The 18,203-nt window shown below is 58.7% G+C and carries 16 protein-coding genes; 4 read left to right on the top strand and 12 right to left on the bottom strand.

Annotation, left to right across the window (positions count from 1 at the left end):
* Positions 1 to 13: 13 nt before the first annotated feature.
* A complete protein-coding gene (locus tag SELIN_RS04940) occupies positions 14 to 331 on the bottom strand; it encodes a transposase (protein WP_198007093.1) in 318 nt (105 codons plus the stop codon).
* Positions 332 to 429: 98 nt separating this feature from the next.
* Between SELIN_RS04940 and SELIN_RS04935 the strand changes: the two genes are divergently transcribed.
* Entirely contained in the window at positions 430 to 1,482 is a 1,053-nt protein-coding gene (locus SELIN_RS04935) for a hypothetical protein (RefSeq protein ID WP_013505583.1), read from the top strand.
* An 836-nt stretch (positions 1,483 to 2,318) separates the two neighbouring features.
* Here SELIN_RS04935 and SELIN_RS04925 read toward each other — a convergent pair.
* The 8 genes from SELIN_RS04925 to SELIN_RS04890 form a co-directional block, all read right to left on the bottom strand.
* Positions 2,319 to 3,869 carry a nitrite/sulfite reductase gene (locus tag SELIN_RS04925; RefSeq protein WP_013505581.1) on the bottom strand — a complete coding sequence of 517 codons (1,551 nt, stop codon included), beginning with the start codon at positions 3,867 to 3,869 and terminating at the stop codon, positions 2,319 to 2,321.
* Between the two features lie 438 nt (positions 3,870 to 4,307).
* On the bottom strand, positions 4,308 to 5,726 hold the full coding sequence (gene cysN / locus SELIN_RS04920) for a sulfate adenylyltransferase subunit CysN (RefSeq protein ID WP_425481176.1): 1,419 nt from the start codon (positions 5,724 to 5,726) through the stop codon (positions 4,308 to 4,310).
* Complete coding sequence (gene cysD / locus SELIN_RS04915) at positions 5,723 to 6,634, bottom strand: sulfate adenylyltransferase subunit CysD (RefSeq protein ID WP_013505579.1); 912 nt, start codon at positions 6,632 to 6,634, stop codon at positions 5,723 to 5,725. The genes cysN and cysD overlap by 4 nt, the downstream gene beginning before the upstream one ends.
* A gap of 167 nt (positions 6,635 to 6,801) precedes the next feature.
* Positions 6,802 to 7,524 carry a phosphoadenylyl-sulfate reductase gene (locus SELIN_RS04910; protein ID WP_226509068.1) on the bottom strand — a complete coding sequence of 241 codons (723 nt, stop codon included), beginning with the start codon at positions 7,522 to 7,524 and terminating at the stop codon, positions 6,802 to 6,804.
* Between the two features lie 338 nt (positions 7,525 to 7,862).
* The gene (locus SELIN_RS04905) at positions 7,863 to 8,954 is read right to left on the bottom strand and encodes a sulfate/molybdate ABC transporter ATP-binding protein (protein ID WP_013505577.1); all 1,092 of its coding nucleotides are present in this window, start codon (positions 8,952 to 8,954) and stop codon (positions 7,863 to 7,865) included.
* A 183-nt stretch (positions 8,955 to 9,137) separates the two neighbouring features.
* Positions 9,138 to 10,007: a sulfate ABC transporter permease subunit CysW gene (gene cysW, locus SELIN_RS04900; RefSeq protein ID WP_013505576.1), complete on the bottom strand. Its 870-nt coding sequence runs from the start codon at positions 10,005 to 10,007 to the stop codon at positions 9,138 to 9,140.
* 195 nt (positions 10,008 to 10,202) lie between these two features.
* Positions 10,203 to 11,033: a sulfate ABC transporter permease subunit CysT gene (gene cysT, locus SELIN_RS04895; RefSeq protein WP_013505575.1), complete on the bottom strand. Its 831-nt coding sequence runs from the start codon at positions 11,031 to 11,033 to the stop codon at positions 10,203 to 10,205.
* A gap of 309 nt (positions 11,034 to 11,342) precedes the next feature.
* Entirely contained in the window at positions 11,343 to 12,374 is a 1,032-nt protein-coding gene (locus SELIN_RS04890; protein WP_013505574.1) for a sulfate ABC transporter substrate-binding protein, read from the bottom strand.
* Between the two features lie 169 nt (positions 12,375 to 12,543).
* On the opposite strand from SELIN_RS04890, the gene SELIN_RS04885 reads away from it, so the two are divergent.
* A complete protein-coding gene (locus tag SELIN_RS04885; protein WP_013505573.1) occupies positions 12,544 to 13,992 on the top strand; it encodes an SDR family oxidoreductase in 1,449 nt (482 codons plus the stop codon).
* On the opposite strand, the gene SELIN_RS04880 is transcribed toward SELIN_RS04885, so the two are convergent.
* The 3 genes from SELIN_RS04880 to SELIN_RS04870 form a co-directional block, all read right to left on the bottom strand.
* Positions 13,940 to 15,040 (bottom strand): AI-2E family transporter, encoded by a 1,101-nt coding sequence (locus tag SELIN_RS04880; protein WP_013505572.1) that lies wholly within the window; start codon positions 15,038 to 15,040, stop codon positions 13,940 to 13,942. The two genes, SELIN_RS04885 and SELIN_RS04880, sit on opposite strands and share 53 nt — an antisense overlap.
* 100 nt (positions 15,041 to 15,140) lie before the next feature.
* Positions 15,141 to 16,064: a cysteine synthase A gene (cysK, locus tag SELIN_RS04875; RefSeq protein ID WP_013505571.1), complete on the bottom strand. Its 924-nt coding sequence runs from the start codon at positions 16,062 to 16,064 to the stop codon at positions 15,141 to 15,143.
* Positions 16,065 to 16,073: 9 nt separating this feature from the next.
* Positions 16,074 to 16,484: an RrF2 family transcriptional regulator gene (locus tag SELIN_RS04870; protein WP_013505570.1), complete on the bottom strand. Its 411-nt coding sequence runs from the start codon at positions 16,482 to 16,484 to the stop codon at positions 16,074 to 16,076.
* 301 nt (positions 16,485 to 16,785) lie between these two features.
* Here SELIN_RS04870 and SELIN_RS04865 point away from each other — a divergent pair, with 301 nt between their 5' ends.
* Both SELIN_RS04865 and SELIN_RS04860 read left to right on the top strand, forming a co-directional pair.
* The gene (locus SELIN_RS04865) at positions 16,786 to 17,928 is read left to right on the top strand and encodes an aminotransferase class V-fold PLP-dependent enzyme (RefSeq protein ID WP_013505569.1); all 1,143 of its coding nucleotides are present in this window, start codon (positions 16,786 to 16,788) and stop codon (positions 17,926 to 17,928) included.
* A gap of 2 nt (positions 17,929 to 17,930) precedes the next feature.
* Positions 17,931 to 18,200: a GSU3529 family protein gene (locus tag SELIN_RS04860; protein WP_013505568.1), complete on the top strand. Its 270-nt coding sequence runs from the start codon at positions 17,931 to 17,933 to the stop codon at positions 18,198 to 18,200.
* The last annotated feature ends 3 nt before the right edge of the window (positions 18,201 to 18,203 follow it).

Raw genomic sequence — 18,203 nt, 5'->3', positions numbered from 1 at the left:
TTATGGCCTGGCTCTATGGCATTTTTGGCTCGTGACCGTAGAGTTGCACATACTTTTTTTTTAGGAAGTCCTTCTCAACCTGAAGCATGCCAATTTGCTTGTAAAGGGCGTCAACATTGCGATCCTCTTTGTCCTTGCCCTTCTTCTTGTTGGGACGATCGAATATATCAGGCATGGCTTCCAGAGCACGCTTCTTCCACTCCTTGATCTGCTGGGGATGAACCTCATACTCCTGAGCCAGCTCCTGAACAGTCTTTTCTTCACGCAGCGCCTCAAGGGCTACCTTGGCTTTGAACTCATTGGTAAATGTCTTACGTTGCACTATAGTCACTCTCCAGGTGATGTTTGGATCAGGTCAATCTACGCCACTTCCGATGACTTTGCCAAACTTAAACCCCTGTCCGATTTACTGGGCCCATTATAGTCAATGTGCCCCTCACTGAAGGTGAAGATGGCCTGATCGGCCTGCCCATCAGCGTGGTGGAGTCCGAGGCCATTGACCTGGGGGAAGTTTCCCTTGGTGATGACGAAGACGCTGTGGCCGAAGAAACGGTGGACGACACGCACTTTGCCCTCAATGCCAGTCAGCTTCTGGCGCTGGCCAAAAACGATAACGTGTTTCGCAACGCCAAGAACATCGTGGCCAATTTCCATGTGGATGATGCAGGTGAAGAGACCTGGTACGCCATTCGCGCGGATTTCAGCTGGCAGGATACGACCCTCCTGAATGATAATGATAGTGAGTATTCTGATCCGGCAAACCTGGAACGCGAAAGCTGCGAGTTTCAGATGGATACCAACAGCGAAACCCTCACCATACAGCACATTTGTGGGGAAGACGTAGACAAGGTTCCGGTAGGGCTCTTCTCTCCTGATGGAAACACCAGTCTTACGAATTCAGATGCCGTGTCCTGTGAAGTAGAAAATGGCGTTACAAACTACATAAGTGAGTATCTCTTTGCCGGCAGCAATCCCGAACATACTGACAAAACGCTCTCCTACGTTTTCAAGACGGACTCCGTGGATGACCTGGATGCGGGCTACTGGGAGTGGAGGGAAGACGAAGTAGTCAAAGCAGTCTTTGACCTTGGCATCGCCTCTCCCGTTGCCGCCGAAGGCAAGCCGGCGGGTTTTGTGCCCTCCATCAAACTTGACTGGACAGAAGATGGTATCCTGGCGGCGGTGCTGTTCCAGTGGTACTACCATGATGGCACAGGCTATGTTCTGGTAGAAGATGAGTCCGAGCTGAGTATGCTCAGGCACGTGCTGGAAAAGGTGGAAGTCGGCCTCTATGAAATGGGTCATGACACTGATACAGTGGAGAAAATCGATTTTGATCCGGCTGAGCAGTTCACGATCGCGCCAGATGAACCCAACTGGACCCGGCAAGAGGATGACGGCCTGAAGCTCCTCGAGAAGATTCATATCTTCTACGAAAGTGGTGGCATAGGCCGAATATTTATCTTTAGAGTAATAGACTAATATCTCAACTTTCGCACCTTGTTGTCTTGAGTTACGCTGTTATTGTACTGGCGTTTATCTCACGGAAACCGTATTGATTTTGAATGCTTGACGTATCTGGTATTCCGCTTTTTGTTTCCGGATATTGTCCTTTTTGACCGCGCAAAAAGGGCACAAAAACGCGCCCCCCGAACGCCCGTTTTTCCGGATCGCCTGCTCGCCTGTTCTGGAGATCCGGCAGCAGGCTGCCCAAAGAGCCCCATCTGCTGCGTTGCCGGTCATCGCTCGTCACTGCGACGTACAGGGAGTACGCCTCACTCCTCGCTTTGCCCGCGCCTTGCACCTGGGTCTCTTTGCGTTGCCTGACCCCTGCCTCCCTGCAGTGCTGCCGGACCACTCACTTCCTGTGAGTGGTCCGTTCGGGTCTTGCCAGCCAGGCGTCGCACTTACCGGACGGGCTCAGGGGGGAACGGCCTGCTTCTGCATCTTCCCCGTGTGCTGGCCCAGCCAGGACGCGAAGACTGGAACGCTATGGACCCGCAGGGTTGCCACCACGAGGGCGGCAACCGCAAACCAAAAGCCACGGAGGGCGGTTGTTTGCGGTCCCCAGTTCCAGGCAAGCGGACGGCTGAAAAGGACAGCACTGGGGGCCGCTTTTGCGCCACTTTTTGCGGTTAAAAAGTGGCAAAAGAAACTCGTATATATGGTGAGGATAATGTCAAGCGACGCAGTCTGTGTAGAACCATTTCGTCCATTGCAGCGTGACATCAGGGTCAGCGCTGACAACCTGCCGTTTCGGGGATGCGAAACGGCAGTAATATCAAAGAGTAACGGGGCCGTTCAGGCCCCGTTATTTTTTATGAATATACTTCCTGCAGGTAGTCAGGTAAAGAGGGCTTCTCGGAAGCCCGGTACTTTTCGATCAGATCAATCACAAATTCGCTGAGCTGGTCGGCGTCTATCTTCTCATTGGTGCGTACGGCGAAGCGGCTGCCATCGCCCTGCAGGCGGCCACCGTAGTGCAGCACAAAACCCTCTTTCAACTCCCCATCCACCTTCACCTTCCAGCCCACGAAGCCCAGATCCACCACATTGGGGTGGGAGCAGCCGTTGGGGCAGCCGCTGAGGCTGATGCTCAAAGGCTCCTTGAAATCGGGAAAGCGCGCCTGCAGCGCCTTGATCAGCTGGGCCTGGCGCTCTTTGGTTTCGCTGATGGCGAACTTGCAGAATTCAAGACCGGTGCAGGCAATGGCCCGGGCACTGAGGCTGTGGTCGGCGACGCTCAGGCCGGCGGCTTCCAGCTGCTGCGTTGCCCGGGCGACATGCTGCCTGGGCACGCGAGTCAGGATAAGGTTCTGCCAGCCGGTAAAGGCGATGGTGGCCGCTCCCGCTTCCCGGGCAATGCGGGCCACGGTGGCCAGGCCTTCGCCGGTGATGCGGCCGCTGACGATGGCCGTGCCAATATGCTGATATCCCGTTTCTTTGGCGTCTTCAATGCCCACATGCTGGCGCTGGCGGGGATCGGGAAGAGCGGGTGACGTGGCGGGCAGAAACTCCACACCGCTGCGATCCTGCAGGGCCTGGCGGAAGGCGTCGGCTCCCATGTCCTCCAGCAGGTGCCCCAGGCGCGCGCGACTCCGATTGTCCCGTTTGCCCTCCTCGCGGAAGAGGGCGGCGCAGGCAATGGCCACGGGCAGAATCTGCTGTGCGTCCACACTGCCCAGGTTGGTGGCAAAGCGCTGATTGCTGCCCAGTCCACCACCCACATGCACTCCGAAGGCCACACGGCCACCTTGCAGCTGGTGGGCCGCAAAGCTGAGATCCTGTACTTCGTGCCCCGTACAGAAACGGCCACAGGCACTGATACCCATCTTGAACTTGCGAGGCAGGTTACTGAACTCATGGTTGCCCTGGAAGTAGCGGTCCACCTCCCGCACTATACCACTCACATCCAGCAGCTCATCGTGGGCGTGCCCCGCCACCGGACAGGTGACAATGCTGCGGGGGCAGTCACCGGAAGCGTTCTGGGTGGTGAGCCCCGCCGCCTGCAGGCGGTCGAGCACTGTGCACACATTGGCAAACTCAATCCAGTGCAGCTGAATGGTCTGCCGCACGGTGATATCCGCCGTATTGCGGGCAAACTCGCGGGAGATACCGGCAATGGTCTCCACCTGCTCAATGGTCAGGTTGCCCGTGGGCACCTTGACCCGCATCATGAAGAACTGCCTGCCCTCCGGCGAGCTGTGCTGGTTGTGGGTGTACATGCCGTACCACTTCAGGCGGTCAATGGTGTCGGCATCCACCGGCTCCCCGGACTGGCAGTAGTGTCTGATGTCGTCCATGATATCCAGACCATCCTTTTCGCGTTTGAGGCGCTCGACGCGCTGGGCCTTGGTTTCTTTTTCCATTCTGTACTCCATAATCCAGAGAGTTTTGCCACTTTTTCCCCGCAAAAAGTGGCGCAAAAGCGGCCCCCAGTGCTTGCAGATTTCTGCCGTCAGCTTGTCTGGAACTGGGGCCGCAAACAACCGTCATCCCTGACTGAGTTTGCGGTCGCCGCCTTCGTGGCGGCGACCCTGCGGGCTGCCAGCGTTCCAGTCGGCGCTGCCTGGCAGAAGCAAGCACACGGGGGAGAGGCAAAAAACAATCCCCCCTGAGCCCGTCCGGTGAGTGTGAAGCCTGGCTGGCAAGACCCGTACGGGACACCTGCAGGAAGCAGGTGGTCCGGCAGAGCTGCAGGGATGCAGCTTCTGCCGGATCTCCAGTCCAGGCAAACAAACGAACCGGATAAACGGGCGTTCGGGGGGCGGCTTTTTGGCTCCTTTTTGGCCGGTCAAAAAGGAGCATTAAATTGCGTAATCCCCGCCTCCGGCCAAGATATCCCTCGCCTCCCAGTGCGGGTAGTAGCGGCGCACCAGGGCGTTGAACTCCAGCTCAAAGGCGCTGTAGCGTGGCCCTTCGCTTTCGGCACTGGCCATGATCATTCCGGCGCCCACGGTGTTATTGCTCAGGCGGTCGATGACGATAAAGCTGCCGGTGGCGCGATTGCGTTCGTAGGGGTCGAAGGCCAGGGGGCTGGCGGTGGTCAGGCGCGCCTGGCTGATTTCGTTCAGTTCCAGCTGGCTGGTGGGTACTTTGTCCAGTGTATTGACATCCTGGCGGAAGTACAAGGGGCCAAAGACCCCGCTGGTGACGGTGGTTCCCCGCTTGATCAGGTAGCTGCGGCCAGTTTCCAGGGGTGATTCGTGCATCCACACCAGCTGCACCCGCAGGCTGTCGGCGACGGAGGGTTCCTCGCCGCTGACGATGAGGTTGCCCCGTGAGATGTCGATCTCATCGCTGAGGGTGATGGTCACGGCCATGGGGGCGCTGGCTTCTTCCAGCTGCCCGTCATAGGTGACGATGGAGGCGACGGTGCTGGTTTTGCGCGAAGGCAGTACGGTAATGGGATCACCCACCCGGATGGTGCCCGAGGCTATGGTGCCGGCAAATCCGCGAAAGCTGGAATCGGGGCGGTTGACATACTGCACCGGCAGGCGAAAGGGCGCCGCAGTGTCAGTAGCGCCGATTTCCACTTCTTCCAGGTGCTGCAGCAGGGTCTTGCCACTGTACCAGGGTGTGTGGCAGCTCTTTTCAACCACATTGTCACCATTGAGCGCCGAGATGGGAATGCAGGTGATCTGTTCCAGCTTGAGCTGGGCGGCAAACTCCCGGTACTGGGCGGCGATCTCTTCAAAGCGCTCGCGGCTGAAGCGCACCAGATCCATCTTGTTGATGGCCACCACCACATTGCGGATGCCCAGCAGGCTGACGATGAAGCTGTGGCGGCGGGTCTGCACCTGCACACCGTGGCGGGCGTCGATGAGGATAATGGCCAGATCAGCCGTGGAAGCTCCCGTCGCCATGTTGCGGGTGTACTGCTCGTGGCCGGGGGTATCGGCGATGATGAACTTGCGCTTGTCGGTGGTGAAGTAGCGGTAGGCGACATCGATGGTGATGCCCTGCTCCCGCTCGCTCTGCAGGCCATCCACCAGCAGGGCCAGGTCCGGGGCCTCGCCGGTGGTGCCCGACTTGAGAGAGTCGCGGGCCACGGCCTGCAGCTGGTCCTCAAAGATGGTCTTGGAATCGTGCAGCAGGCGTCCGATCAGGGTGCTCTTGCCGTCATCCACGCTGCCGCAGGTGATAAAGCGCAGCAGATCCTTGTTCTCGTGCTCCTTCAGGTAGGCTTCAATGTCTTTTTCCAGCAGGCTGTTGGTGCTCATCAGAAGTACCCCTCAATCTTTTTCTTTTCCATGGAAGCGCTCTGATCGCTGTCGATCAATCGTCCCTGACGTTCACTGGTGCGGCTGAGCAGCATTTCCTGAATAATCTGCGGCAATGTGGTGGCATGGGAGGGCACGGCCCCGGTCAGGGGATAGCAGCCCAGAGTGCGGAAGCGCACCTGCTCCATCACCGGTTTTTCGCCTGATGCCAGGGGCAGACGCTCGTCATCCACCATGATGCGCACGCCATCGCGCATCACCACGGGGCGCTCCTTGGCGAAATAGAGGTCGACGATGGGAATGTTTTCCAGGTGGATGTACTGCCAAACGTCCAGCTCGGTCCAGTTGGAGAGGGGGAAGACGCGGATGCTTTCGCCCCGGTGTACCCGGCCATTGTAGATGTTCCATAGCTCCGGACGCTGGTTCTTGGGGTCCCAGCGGTGAAAGCGATCGCGGAAGGAGTAGATGCGCTCTTTGGCCCGCGACTTCTCCTCATCGCGGCGCGCCCCGCCGAATACCGCGTCAAAGCGATACTGGTTCAGCACCTGCTTGAGCCCTTCGGTCTTCATTACGTCGGTATGCACCTGGGAACCGTGGGTAAAGGGACTGATACCAGCGTTCACGCCATCCTGGTTCACATGAACGATGAGATCCATGCCCAGCTCCGCCGCGCGGCGATCGCGGAACTCGATCATCTCACGGAACTTCCAGGTAGTGTCCACGTGAACCAGGGGGAAGGGCGGGCGGGCCGGATAAAACGCCTTCATGGCCAGGTGCAGCATGACCGACGAGTCCTTGCCGATGGAGTAGAGCATGGCCGGATTTTCGAACTCGGCCACCACCTCCCGCATGATGTGGATGGATTCGGCCTCCAGGGCTTTGAGATGGGTGAAGGATTTTGTATGGGGCATAAAAGGCTCCTTTAAATGACAGTTTTTTACGGGAAAAGGCCATTAACTCTCGCAAAGACGCCAAGTCGCAAAGGAAGAAAACAGCGCGGAATTGTTTTGTCTTTCTCTGCGAGCTCTGCGCCTTGAGTGAGCGCAGCGAACGGGCGAGAGATGCTGCTTTTGGGCTGTTACCGGTGCAGGCCGCACTCCTTGTGCTCTGGCTGTTCCCACCACCAGCGGCCAGCGCGGATGTCTTCACCGGGCTTGACGGCCCGGGTGCAGGGAGCGCAGCCGATGCTGGGGTAGCCTTCGCGGTGCAGCGCGTTGACGGGTACCTGATGTTCCCGGAGGTACTCCCACACCTGCTCCTCGCTCCAGTGGAGCAGGGGATTGTATTTGAAGAGCCCGTGGCTTTCGTCCCACTCCACCAGTTCCATGGCGGTGCGGGTGACGGACTGCTCGGCGCGCAGTCCGGTAATCCAGATATCCAGGCCACTGAGAGCCCGCTTCAGGGGTTCAAGCTTGCGGATGCGGCAACACTGACGCCGGTTTTCCACGCTGTCGTAAAATCCGTTTATGCCATGCTCCCTGACATAGGTCTCCACCTCTGTCGCCGCGGGAAAGTAGACCTGCAGATCGACACCCATTTCGTTTCGCGTGCGGTCAATGAGATCGTAGGTCTGCTGGTGAAGGCGGCCAGTGTCCAGGGTGAACACCCGCGCCTGGGGGGAGATGCTTTTAAGCATGTGGGTGAGCACCTGATCTTCGGCCCCCATACTGGATGCCAGGGCCACGCGGGAGCCGAATTGCTCCAGCACATGCTTCAGGGCAGCTGGGGTATCAAGGGATTGAAGTTGCTGGTTCAGTTCGGTTGGGGTCATGGTGTTTTCCTTTTTATCCGTGTTGACGATTCGCGTTTTCAGCGGGGAAAATTATTTGTAAGTATTCACGTTGTGTTGGCAGTCGCACCAGCATTCCTCCCAGAGACGCTCACTTTCGTCCGTGGCTCGAGTCTCTGCCGCTCGCCATCCAGGCTCGCTCTCGGAACACTGGCGCTCCTGCTGAGAAATCGAAAAGTAACCGTGAATGATTACACTCTGAACTCACTTTATTCGCAGCAATTCCAGCGGGGAATTTGCGTTGCCAGCAAGGCGGCAAGGAGTGAAGCGACGCAGGCGTATGCCTTGATACGTTGAGGAGCTTCCGACGCGGCCAACGCCGCTGGCGCGGAAATTCACCCTGGAAGAAGTTAAATGACATAGTCACCCCACACCCCCTCCTTGGCATACACCTGCGCATTGCGCAGGTGCACAAACACCCGGTCTCCCACCACCGGTTTGATGATGCGCCAGGCTTCACGGCCCATGTGGGCTTCCACCAGTCGTCCGCTGTGCAGGGTCTGCAGCTCCAGCCGCACGACGGGGCCTACGGAGCGCAGGTAGGTGATGCGCGCTTCGATGCCGGTGTGGTCCGGGTTCTGCAGGGTGATTTCCACGTCGTGGGGCCGCACATAGACGGCGGCTTCGTCGTCCTGCGCCCGTGCGTTTTCCATATCGGTGGGGCCGATGTCAGCCTGTTCCACTTCCAGGTGGCCTGAGCGCACCCGGCCATGGAAGAGGTTTACATTGCCCAGGAACTGGTACACAAAAGGGTTGGCGGGGTTTTCGTATACGGCGTCGGGGCTGCCTTCCTGCTCCACCTTCCCCTGGTTCATGACCACAATGCGGTCGGCAACTTCCAGGGCCTCTTCCTGATCGTGGGTGACGAAGATGCTGGTGAGGTGAATTTCATCGTGGAGGCGGCGCAGCCAGCTGCGCAGTTCGGCCCGCACCTTGGCGTCCAGGGCGCCAAAGGGCTCATCCAGCAGCAGTACACGGGGTTCCACCGCCAGGGCGCGGGCCAGGGCGATGCGCTGGCGCTGTCCACCGGACAGCTGGGCTGGATAGCGGTCGGCAGTGGAGCCAAGCTGTACCAGATCCAGCAGCTCCATGACTTTCTTGCGGATCGTGGCCTTGTCGGGGCGTTCGTGGCGCGGTTTGACCTTGAGGCCGTAGGCGACGTTCTCGAAGACACTCATGTGCTTGAAGAGGGCGTAGTGCTGGAAGACAAAGCCCACACCCCGCTGGCTGACGTGCTGGTTGGTCTGATCCTGACCGAAAAACTCTATCTGGCCGCTGTCGGGCAGTTCCAGGCCGGCAATGATGCGCAGCAGGGTGGTCTTGCCGGAACCCGATGGTCCCAGCAGGGCTGTCAGCTGGCCTTCGGGCAGTTCCAGGCTCAGGTTGTCGAGAGCCACAAAGTCATGGAATTTTTTGGAAATGCTGGTGACGCGTATGCTCATGGTTCTGTCCCTGCGATGTTGAAGTTGATCAACGGTAACTCTTCACGGTGTAATGGCCCTCGCGCCAGCATTCCTCCCAGAGACACTCCCTTTCGTCCATGGCTCGAGTCTCTGCCGCTCGCCATCCAGGCTCGCTCTCGGAACACTGGCGCGAGGGCTGAAGAATCGTTGGTTGCGTTGAACTCAGTTTGCATGACTCTCCCTCCACTCCACGAAGCTCTTAATGGCGATGGTTACCAGCGCCAGCCCGGTCAACAGGGAGGATACGGCGAAGGCGGCGGTGAACATGTATTCGTTGTAGAGCACTTCGATGTGCAGGGGCATGGTGTTGGTTTCGCCCCGGATCCGTCCCGAGACGATGGCCACGGCGCCGAATTCCCCCATGGCGCGCGCGTTACAGAGGATGATGCCGTAGATGAGTCCCCACTTGATGTTGGGCAGGGTCACGTGCCAGAAGGTTTTCCAGCCTCCGGCCCCCAGAATGAGGGAGGCCTCTTCTTCCTGCTTGCCTTGCTGCTGCATCAGGGGGATGAGTTCACGGGCCACAAAGGGCAGGGTGCCGAAGGCGATGACGATGACGATGCCTGGCACGGCGTAGATGATGCGCAGGTCGTGGGCGCTGAGCCAGCTGCCAAGCCAGCCCTGTGAGCCGAAGAGGATGACAAAGATCAGGCCCACCACCACGGGTGAAATGGCAAAGGGCAGGTCGAGGATGGAGATCAGCAGGGGCTTGCCGCGAAACTCGAACTTGGCGATGGCCCAGGCAATGGCGACTCCGAAGACCACATTGACGGGGACGACGATGAGAACCACGGTCAGGGTCAAGCGGATGGCGTGCAGGGCGTCGGGTTCGGTGATGGAGGCGTACCAGACACCCAGGCCCTGCTCAAAGGCGCTGTAGAGCACTACCACCAGGGGCAGCACCAGGAAAAACGCCAGAAAGCCCAGCGCCACGGCAATCAGGCTGCGCCGCACCCAGGCGGGCTCTTCCGTGGCCCGCTTCCAGCGGGCGGCGGGGTCTATGGGGATATGGGTGGGTGTGAGTGTGGTCATTATTTCGCCTTTCACTGTGGTCTAGGTATTGTGTGGCTGTTGTGCAGGAGCACTCCCGCCAGTGTTCCTTCCAGAGACATTCACTTTCGTCCGTGGCTCAAGTCTCTGCCGCTCGCCATCCAGGCTCGCTCTCGGAACACTGGCGTTCCTGCTGATAGCAGGCAGCACCGCAGATGAGCCTTCTTCAGCAAACGGTCAGTGGCCGAAGCGCCGACTGGCCCACCACTGCAACCCATTAATCACCACCAGCATCACAAAGGCCGCCAGTAACATGACCGTGCCAATGGCGGCAGCGCCGTTATAGTCGTACTGCTCGGTCTTGGCCACAATCAGCAGGGGCGTGATCTCGGTGGCATAGGGCAGGTTGCCGGAGATAAAGACCACCGAACCGTACTCTCCCAGGGCGCGGGCAAAGGCCAGGGCAAAGCCGGTGAGCAGCGCGGGCAGCAGGGCGGGGAAAATCACCCGCAGGATGGTTGTGGTACGGGAGGCTCCCAGAGCGGCTGAGGCCTCTTCCAGCTCCGCTTCAAAGTCTTCCAGTACCGGCTGCACGGTGCGCACCACAAAGGGCAGGCCGATGTAGGTCAGGGCTACCACCACGCCAAGCTGGGTATAGGCCACCCGGATGCCCCAGATTTCCAGGTACTGCCCCACCCAGCCGGTGCCGGAGTAGAGGGTCACCAGGGCGATGCCCGCCACGGCGGTGGGCAGGGCAAAGGGCAGGTCGATGAGGGCATCCACGATGCGCTTGCCGGGAAAGGAGTAACGCACCAGCACCCAGGCCACCAGGGCACCAAAGACCAGGTTGATGGAGGCACCGGCCAGGGATGCCCCGAAGGAGAGCTTGTAGGATGCCACTACCTGGGGATGACTCACGGCCCGCCAGAACTCCTCCCAGCTCATCATGCTCGTGTAGAGCAGCAGTCCCCCCACCGGGATAAAGAAGATGAAGGTCAGGTAGAGCAGGGAGAATCCCATGGTCAGGTTGAAACCGGGCAGTATGCTGGGTTGTCGGAAGCGTTTCATGGGGTAATGTTCCTTTAGTTGTACCTATTCATGGTGTATTGGCACTCGCGCCAGCACTCCTCCCAGAGACGCTCGCTTTCGTCCGAGGACCTACGTCTCTGCCGCTCGCCATCCGGGCTCGCTCTCGGAACACTGGCGCTCCTGCTGGAAAATCCGGTGGCCATGAAAATTACTTCAAAAGCCAGCAGGCAATTGAAAAATGCTCAGGTGCAAGGCGCTCGCGGAGTGAGGAATGAAGCGTACTCCCTGTACGTTGCAATGACGAGCGACTGCGAGCAACGCCGCAGATGGGGGTTTTTCAGAAGCCTGCTAGCGGCGACGATTGCGGGCGATCCTTTCCTGGATGTCATCAAATACTCCACCATCGTTGAAGTGGGTCTCCTGGGCGTTCTGCCAGCCGTTGAACATCCCATCGATGGTAAAGAAGTTCACGGCCGGGAAGCGGTCGGCAAATTCGGCGGCTATCTTGGGGTTGGAGGGGCGGTAGGAGTGCTTGCCCGCCAACCGCTGGGCTTCGTCGCTGTAGAGTCCCTCCAGGTAGGCTTCTGCCACGGTGCGGGTTTCCTTGCGATCCACATTGCGATCCACCACAGCTACCGGGGGTTCGGCCAGGATGCTGACCGAAGGCACCACGATTTCGTATTGACCACGACCCAGCCGCTCCTGCACCAGCAGGGCTTCGTTCTCCCAGGCCAGCAGCACATCGCCGATGCGACGCTGGACAAAGGTGTTGGTGGCGCCGCGGGCCGCTGGATCAAGCACCGGAACATTGGCAAAGAGCTTTTCCATGAATTCCCGCGCCTTCTCCTGGCGGCCATATTTTTTCTCGGCAAAGCCCCAGGCCGCCAGATAGTTCCAGCGGGCACCACCGGAGGTTTTGGGGTTGGGGGTAATCACCTGCACGTCGTCGCGGATCAGGTCGTCCCAGTCCTGAATGTTCTTGGGGTTACCCGCCCGCACCAGCAGCACAATGGTGGAAGTGTAAGGGGATGAGTTGCCAGGCAGGCGTTCCTGCCAGTTCTGGGGAATCAGTGCCCCTCGCTGATCTAGCACATCCACATCATAGGCCAGGGCCAGGGTCACCACATCGGCGTCCAGCCCGTTGATGACTGCCTGGGCCTGGGAGCCGGAGCCACCGTGGGACTGACGGATGGTTATGGACTGCCCTGTCTGCTTCTGCCACTGGCGGGCAAAGTACTGATTGTATTCACGATAGAACTCCCGGGTTGGGTCGTAGGAGGCGTTCAGCAGTGTGACAGGCCGGGATTGTGCCGGTGCCCATGCCAAGAGTGCCAGGGCTGTGATGAAAAGTATCCTGATAGGTGTCCGCTGTTTTGGCATTTCGCTCTCCCTTTGTGTTGAGCGCAGTATAGAGTGGAGAAAAATAAAGTCAAGTAAATTGATTGAAATAATAGTGAATACCTGCGGCTTCATGGGGCAAGGTGCTCAGATTCCCTGTTATCAGCGCTTTGGTTCATGCTATGCTGTCGGCAGAAGATCGGGGGTGGCCATGCGAGTTTTGTTGACGGGTGCCAATGGGTATATCGGGCGGCGGCTGAAGCGTTGGTTGCAGGCGCAGCACTCTGGTTCGCTGCGTTTGATGGTGCGGCACCGGGCTTCCATTTCCCAGGATGCTCTGGATGACTGCGAGGTGGTGGAGGGCGACGTGCTGAAGCCCCAGACGCTGACTTCTGCGCTGCAGGGTGTGGATGTTGCCTACTATCTGGTGCATTCCCTGGCAGCCGGAGAACGCTTCAAAGAGCTTGATCGGCAGGGGGCGGAGAATTTTCGTGCTGCTGCGATTGCGGCGGGGGTCAGGCGCATCATTTACCTTGGAGGATTGGGAGACAAGGATCAGGCCAGTGAGCATCTGGTAAGCCGCATAGAGACCGGGGAGATTCTTTCCAGCTGCCCTGACGATGTACAGACCCTGTGGTTTCGTGCCGGGGTGATTATCGGTTCCGGTTCCACCAGCTTTGAAATTATCCGTAACCTGGTGCAGAAGCTGCCGGTGCTGGTGACGCCACGCTGGGTCAGTACAAAAGCTCAGCCCATTGCGGTGGACGATGTGATTGCTTTCTTAGGGCAGGCGGCCAGCCTGGAGGTGGCGGGTAACCGCGTGATTGATATCGGCAGCGAAGTGATGAGTTATGGAGAGATGATGCTGGCCACCGCCCGGGTCATGGGACTCAGGCGCTTGCTGATTCCTGTTCCCCTGTTGACGCCACGCCTTTCTTCCTACTGGCTGGCATTGTTTACACCAGTGCCCTATCCGGTGGCCCGCGCCCTCATCGATGGATTGGGTTCCGAGGTGCTGGTGCGCAATGATGAGGCCAGCCGGCTTTTTGCCAGCGTGCCTCTTTCCTATGAAGAGGCGGTGCGCCGCGCTATTGCCGAAATAGAGCGTGATCAGGTTGTCAGCCGCTGGTCCGATGCCTGGGGCCGTGCGCCGGAGGCTTCCATGGTGGAAGGTATTGCCCATGCGGTCTTTGTGGATCGACGCGTGCGCCAGCTGGGAAGCTGCACTCCGGGGCAGGTCTTCGCTTCCTTCACCACGGTAGGTGGTGAGACAGGTTGGTTTCGTTTCAGCTGGCTGTGGGGATTGCGGGGGCTGATTGACAAGGTGCTGGGAGGCGTGGGTCTGCGGCGTGGGCGTCGCCAGATGTGCGATCTGCGGGTGGGCGACTGCCTGGACTTCTGGAAGGTGGTGGATCTGCAGGAAAATCGGCGCCTGTTACTGATGGCCCAGATGAAGGTTCCCGGAAAAGCGTGGCTGGAGTTCGTGGTGGATGACGGGCAGTTGCTGCAGACGGCCTACTTCTATCCCAGCGGTTTGTGGGGGCGGCTCTACTGGTATCTGATGGTGCCCGCCCACTTCTTTGTTTTCAATGATCTGGCGAATCAGATCATGAAGCGGGCGGCGACTCTTCCTGGGCGAGTCCTTCCTGCTCCTGAATGACCTCCTTGTTGGGCCAGGCACCGATAATGGACTGGATAAGCGTCGCCAGGGGTATGGCGAAGAATATCCCCCAGAAACCCCACAGACCGCCGAAGACGAGGATCGAGGTGACAATGGCGATGGGGTGCAGGTTGACCACTTCGGAGAAGAGGATGGGCACGAGGATATTGCCGTCAAAAAACTGGATAATGGCATAGGCGATCATCAGGTAGGCGAACTGTGAGGTGAAGCCCCACTGCACATAGGCGATAAAGGCGATGGGGATCGTCACCACCGTGGCGCCCACGTAGGGGATCAGCACGGAGATGCCCACCAGCATGGCCAGCAGCAGGGCAAAGTCCAGCCCCATGATGGCAAAGGTGGCGTAGCTGATAGCCCAGACTATGATGATTTCCATGGCCTTGCCGCGCACATAGCTGGCGATCTTGATATTGACCTCGGACCACACCAGATTCATGAGGGGCCGATTCTCCGGCAGGAAGCTGCTGAACCACTGGATCAGGTGCTCCTTGTCCTTCAGGAAGAAGAAGACCATAAGAGGCACGAGGATCAGGTAGACCAGGAAGGCGATGATGCTGGTGACAGAAGCCAGTGACCAGGAGAGGATCTGCTGGCTGAACTTCCCCACTTCGCTGGTCATCAGGTTGATATAGTTGCGCACCTGCTGCTGGCTGATAAACTCGGGATACATCTCGGGCAGGCGCATCAGCGCCTGTTGTCCCATGTTAATCATCAGCGGCATTTCGCGGGCCAGCTGGGTGAGCTGGCGGGCAATCATGGGGACGATGGCAAAGAGCAGGAACAGGAAAGCGCCCATGAACACCACGAAGACCAGGATGGCCGCGGGGGTATGGGGAATTCCCAGCCGGCACAGCTTCTGCACCAGTCCATCCAGCAGGTAGGCAATGATGATGGCTGCGAAAAAGGGCATGAGTATATTGCCCATGAAGATCACGACACTGAAGCCGATAATCAGGGCAATGGCCAGTATGGCTACCTGGGGGTTGGAAAAGTGATCATCATACCAGTCGCGCAGAATGCGTAGCATGGGTCCCTCTCTCGGAATGAGCGTACAGCATCAATGTAGCATAACGGCCAGGGGGCAAAAAGCGATATCACTGGTAAGTGCAGAAATTTCCGGGTGAATGTCAGTCAAATACGTTGGCGCTGAGATAGCGCTCCCCGGTATCGGTGAGCATGGTCACGATGACCTTGCCGGCATTTTCTGGGCGGTGGGCAACCTGGAGGGCAGCATGGACATTGGCACCCGAAGAGATTCCCACCAGTACACCTTCGAGACTGGCCAGCTGGCGGGTCATGGCAAGAGCGTCTTCATCGCTGACGCTGATGACCTCATCGATCAGGCTCATGTCCATCACCTTGGGGATGAAGCCGGCACCAAGACCCTGAAGTTTGTGGGCGCCGGGTTTGCCACCCTGCAGGACAGCTGAGCCCTGGGGCTCAACGGCAACGATCCGGACATCCGGCTTGCGGGCTTTCAGCACATCGGCCACGCCGGAAATGGTTCCGCCAGTGCCGACACCGCACACGAAGATATCGACCTTGCCCTCGGTGTCGCGCCAGATTTCCTCGGCAGTTGTGGCGCGGTGAACCTTGGGGTTAGCCTTGTTGTTGAACTGCTGGAGCACGATAGCGTCGGGAATTTCCCGACTGAGCTCCATGGCGCGATCCACTGCCCCTTTCATTCCCAGTTCAGAGGGGGTCAGTTCCAGGGAGGCTCCCAGGGCGCGCAGCAGTTTCTGCCGCTCCAGACTCATGGAGTCAGGCATGGTGAGGATCAGCTTCAGCCCCATGGAGGCGCAGATGCTGGCCAGGGCGATGCCCGTATTGCCGCTGGTAGGCTCGATGATAGTCGTTCGGCTGCTTTTGATCATGCCGCTGGCAATGGCGGCGTCAATCATGCTGTAGCCGATGCGATCCTTGACAGAAGCGGTGGGATTGAGGAATTCGCATTTGCCCAGAACCATGGCGTTGGCGGCACCATCGACGCGGTTGAGTTTCAGCAGGGGAGTATTGCCTATCAATTCTGTAATATTATAGTGAATTTTCACGGCCACCCCCTAGATGTAGTACATGGTGTTGGATTCCATTTTTTCGCTCAGATCCACCAGATCAGCCAGGGTCTGTCCGAACACCTCCTGGATTTTCCGACGGATGTCGTCCCAGAAGAATTCCAGAGCCTTGTTGTCCACATCGTAACGATTGGCGCACAGCTCACCCTCCAGGGCCTCGAGAATCTGATAGATGGTGATATCCTTGGGCTCCATGGCCAGGCGATATCCGCCCCCTGCTCCGCGGGTACTTTCCACAAAGCCATTCTTTTTCAGCTGTACCAGCAGCTGCTCCAGGTAATTCTGGGGGATGCCGCCGTTTTTGGCGATATCCCGTATCTGGATAAGCTTGTCAGCATGCTGCGCCAGGTAAAGCATAGCCGCCAGCCCATAGGCTCCCTTGGATGAAACACACGCCATTATTTCCCCCTGGTTCAGTGTCTTAGCAGGCTGCTGAAAAATCCCCATCTGCGGCTTGCCCGCCACCGCCCGTTGTGACAGTACAGGCAGTGCTCGCCACTCCTTGCTCTGCGGGCGCCTTGCACCTGTGGGTTTTCCATTGCCACAGGCGAAAACGAGAATCTCTGCTGGCTGACGTTATAAAGTAAAGTAAATCAATAGGCAAGTTTTGCTTTCGCTTTTGTCAATCGCCATACAATCTGATAGAGTGGGGATCGGTAATCCCGACCCCGGAACTTGACTTTCCCTTGAGGAGGCCCCTGTGACCGTCTATCTGGACTGCAACGCCACCACCCCCCTGGAGCCCAGGGTGCAGAGCGTTATTCAGCGCTATATGGAGGAAGAATACGGAAACGCGGCCAGTCCGGTGCACCAGTATGGCGAAGGCGCCCGCATGGCTGTGGAAACAGGCCGGACACAGGTGGCGCGGGTGGTTGGGGCGCGACGCGATGAGGTTATTTTCACCAGCGGTGCCACGGAGGCCAATAACCTGGCTGTACTGGGACTCGCCGACTATGGCCTTGCGACGGGCAGACGCCACCTGGTGACCACGGCGCTGGAGCACAAGTCGGTGCTGGAGCCCATGGAATATCTGGCATCGCGGGGATTCTCTCTTACCATTCTCCCCGCAGATTCCAGCGGACGGGTGAGCGCCCAAAACGCAGCTGCGGCGTTGCGCCCTGACACTCTGCTGGTCTCTGTCATGCAAGTCAACAATGAGACGGGAATCCGTCAACCCGTTGAAGAAATTGCCACTGTACTGGAGGGCCATGACGCCTTTTTCCACGTGGACGCTGCCCAGGGTTTTGGCAAAGAGCTGGTGAGCCTGCAGCACCCACGTATCGACATGATCAGCGCCAGTGCCCATAAAATATTTGGCCCCAAGGGAGTTGGAGCCCTGATTGCCCGCAGGCGCGGGGGGAGTTGTCCGCCGCTGCAACCCCTGCAGTTTGGAGGTGGCCAGGAACAGGGCCTGCGCCCTGGAACCCTGGCGGTTCCCCTGATCGCCGGATTCGGAACGGCCGCCAGCATGGCTGTACGCCAGGAACAACAGCGCCACTCTGCCTGTGAAGCATTTCGCCGTCAGGTTCTCGCGGGCTTGCAGGGGCTTACGTACCACATAAATGGCGACCCGCAGTACTGCTTGCCCCACACGCTGAATATCTCCCTGCCCGGCGTTCCCACCATGGAAGCTGTCCGGATCGTCAAGGAGCATATCGCCATTTCCAGCGGTTCGGCCTGTACCGCCCATACGGCAGAGCCGAGCCACGTGCTGCACGCCATGGGGCTTTCGGAAAAGCGAGTCGCCACGGCCATTCGCCTGGCCTGGTGTCACCTGACACCGCCCGTGGACTGGCCGTCGGTGGTGCAGCAGTGGAAGCAAGTAATGAACAAAGGAGAGTGACGATGAGTGTGTTTGAAGATTTGCGCGCAGCTCTGCAACGCCGTTCTGATGCGGGGGAGTTTCCCGATTTTCTCTATGGACCGGTGAAGTCCATTGCCGAGAGTCCCGATACCTATGGCGACCGGGAAGAGATCGTGGAAACCCTGCTGATGCAGGTGGACGAATATGAAACCTACGCCGAGAGTGGCTGTTGCAAAACCGCCTTTGATTCCGAAGACATCAAGGTAACCCTGAAGCGGCTGGGCTATCCGGGGCCGGTGGGCTCCCGGTAGTCC

Origin of the sequence: Desulfurispirillum indicum S5, from assembly GCF_000177635.2 — a bacterium.
GTDB lineage: Bacteria > Chrysiogenota > Chrysiogenetes > Chrysiogenales > Chrysiogenaceae > Desulfurispirillum > Desulfurispirillum indicum.
Note: the sequence above shows the minus strand (reverse complement) of the source record. Positions and strands in the feature narration are given on the sequence as shown.

What these genes read in the sequence shown, in the direction of transcription:
- SELIN_RS04925 (WP_013505581.1), bottom strand. Translation starts at nt 3,869, where the DNA reads ATGGAAAAAGAAACCAAGGCCCAGCGCGTCGAGCGCCTCAAACGCGAA.
- cysD (WP_013505579.1), bottom strand. Translation starts at nt 6,634, where the DNA reads ATGCCCCATACAAAATCCTTCACCCATCTCAAAGCCCTGGAGGCCGAA.
- SELIN_RS04905 (WP_013505577.1), bottom strand. Translation starts at nt 8,954, where the DNA reads ATGAGCATACGCGTCACCAGCATTTCCAAAAAATTCCATGACTTTGTG.
- cysW (WP_013505576.1), bottom strand. Translation starts at nt 10,007, where the DNA reads ATGACCACACTCACACCCACCCATATCCCCATAGACCCCGCCGCCCGC.
- cysT (WP_013505575.1), bottom strand. Translation starts at nt 11,033, where the DNA reads ATGAAACGCTTCCGACAACCCAGCATACTGCCCGGTTTCAACCTGACC.
- SELIN_RS04890 (WP_013505574.1), bottom strand. Translation starts at nt 12,374, where the DNA reads ATGCCAAAACAGCGGACACCTATCAGGATACTTTTCATCACAGCCCTG.
- SELIN_RS04885 (WP_013505573.1), top strand. Translation starts at nt 12,544, where the DNA reads ATGCGAGTTTTGTTGACGGGTGCCAATGGGTATATCGGGCGGCGGCTG.
- SELIN_RS04880 (WP_013505572.1), bottom strand. Translation starts at nt 15,040, where the DNA reads ATGCTACGCATTCTGCGCGACTGGTATGATGATCACTTTTCCAACCCC.
- SELIN_RS04870 (WP_013505570.1), bottom strand. Translation starts at nt 16,484, where the DNA reads ATGGCGTGTGTTTCATCCAAGGGAGCCTATGGGCTGGCGGCTATGCTT.
- SELIN_RS04860 (WP_013505568.1), top strand. Translation starts at nt 17,931, where the DNA reads ATGAGTGTGTTTGAAGATTTGCGCGCAGCTCTGCAACGCCGTTCTGAT.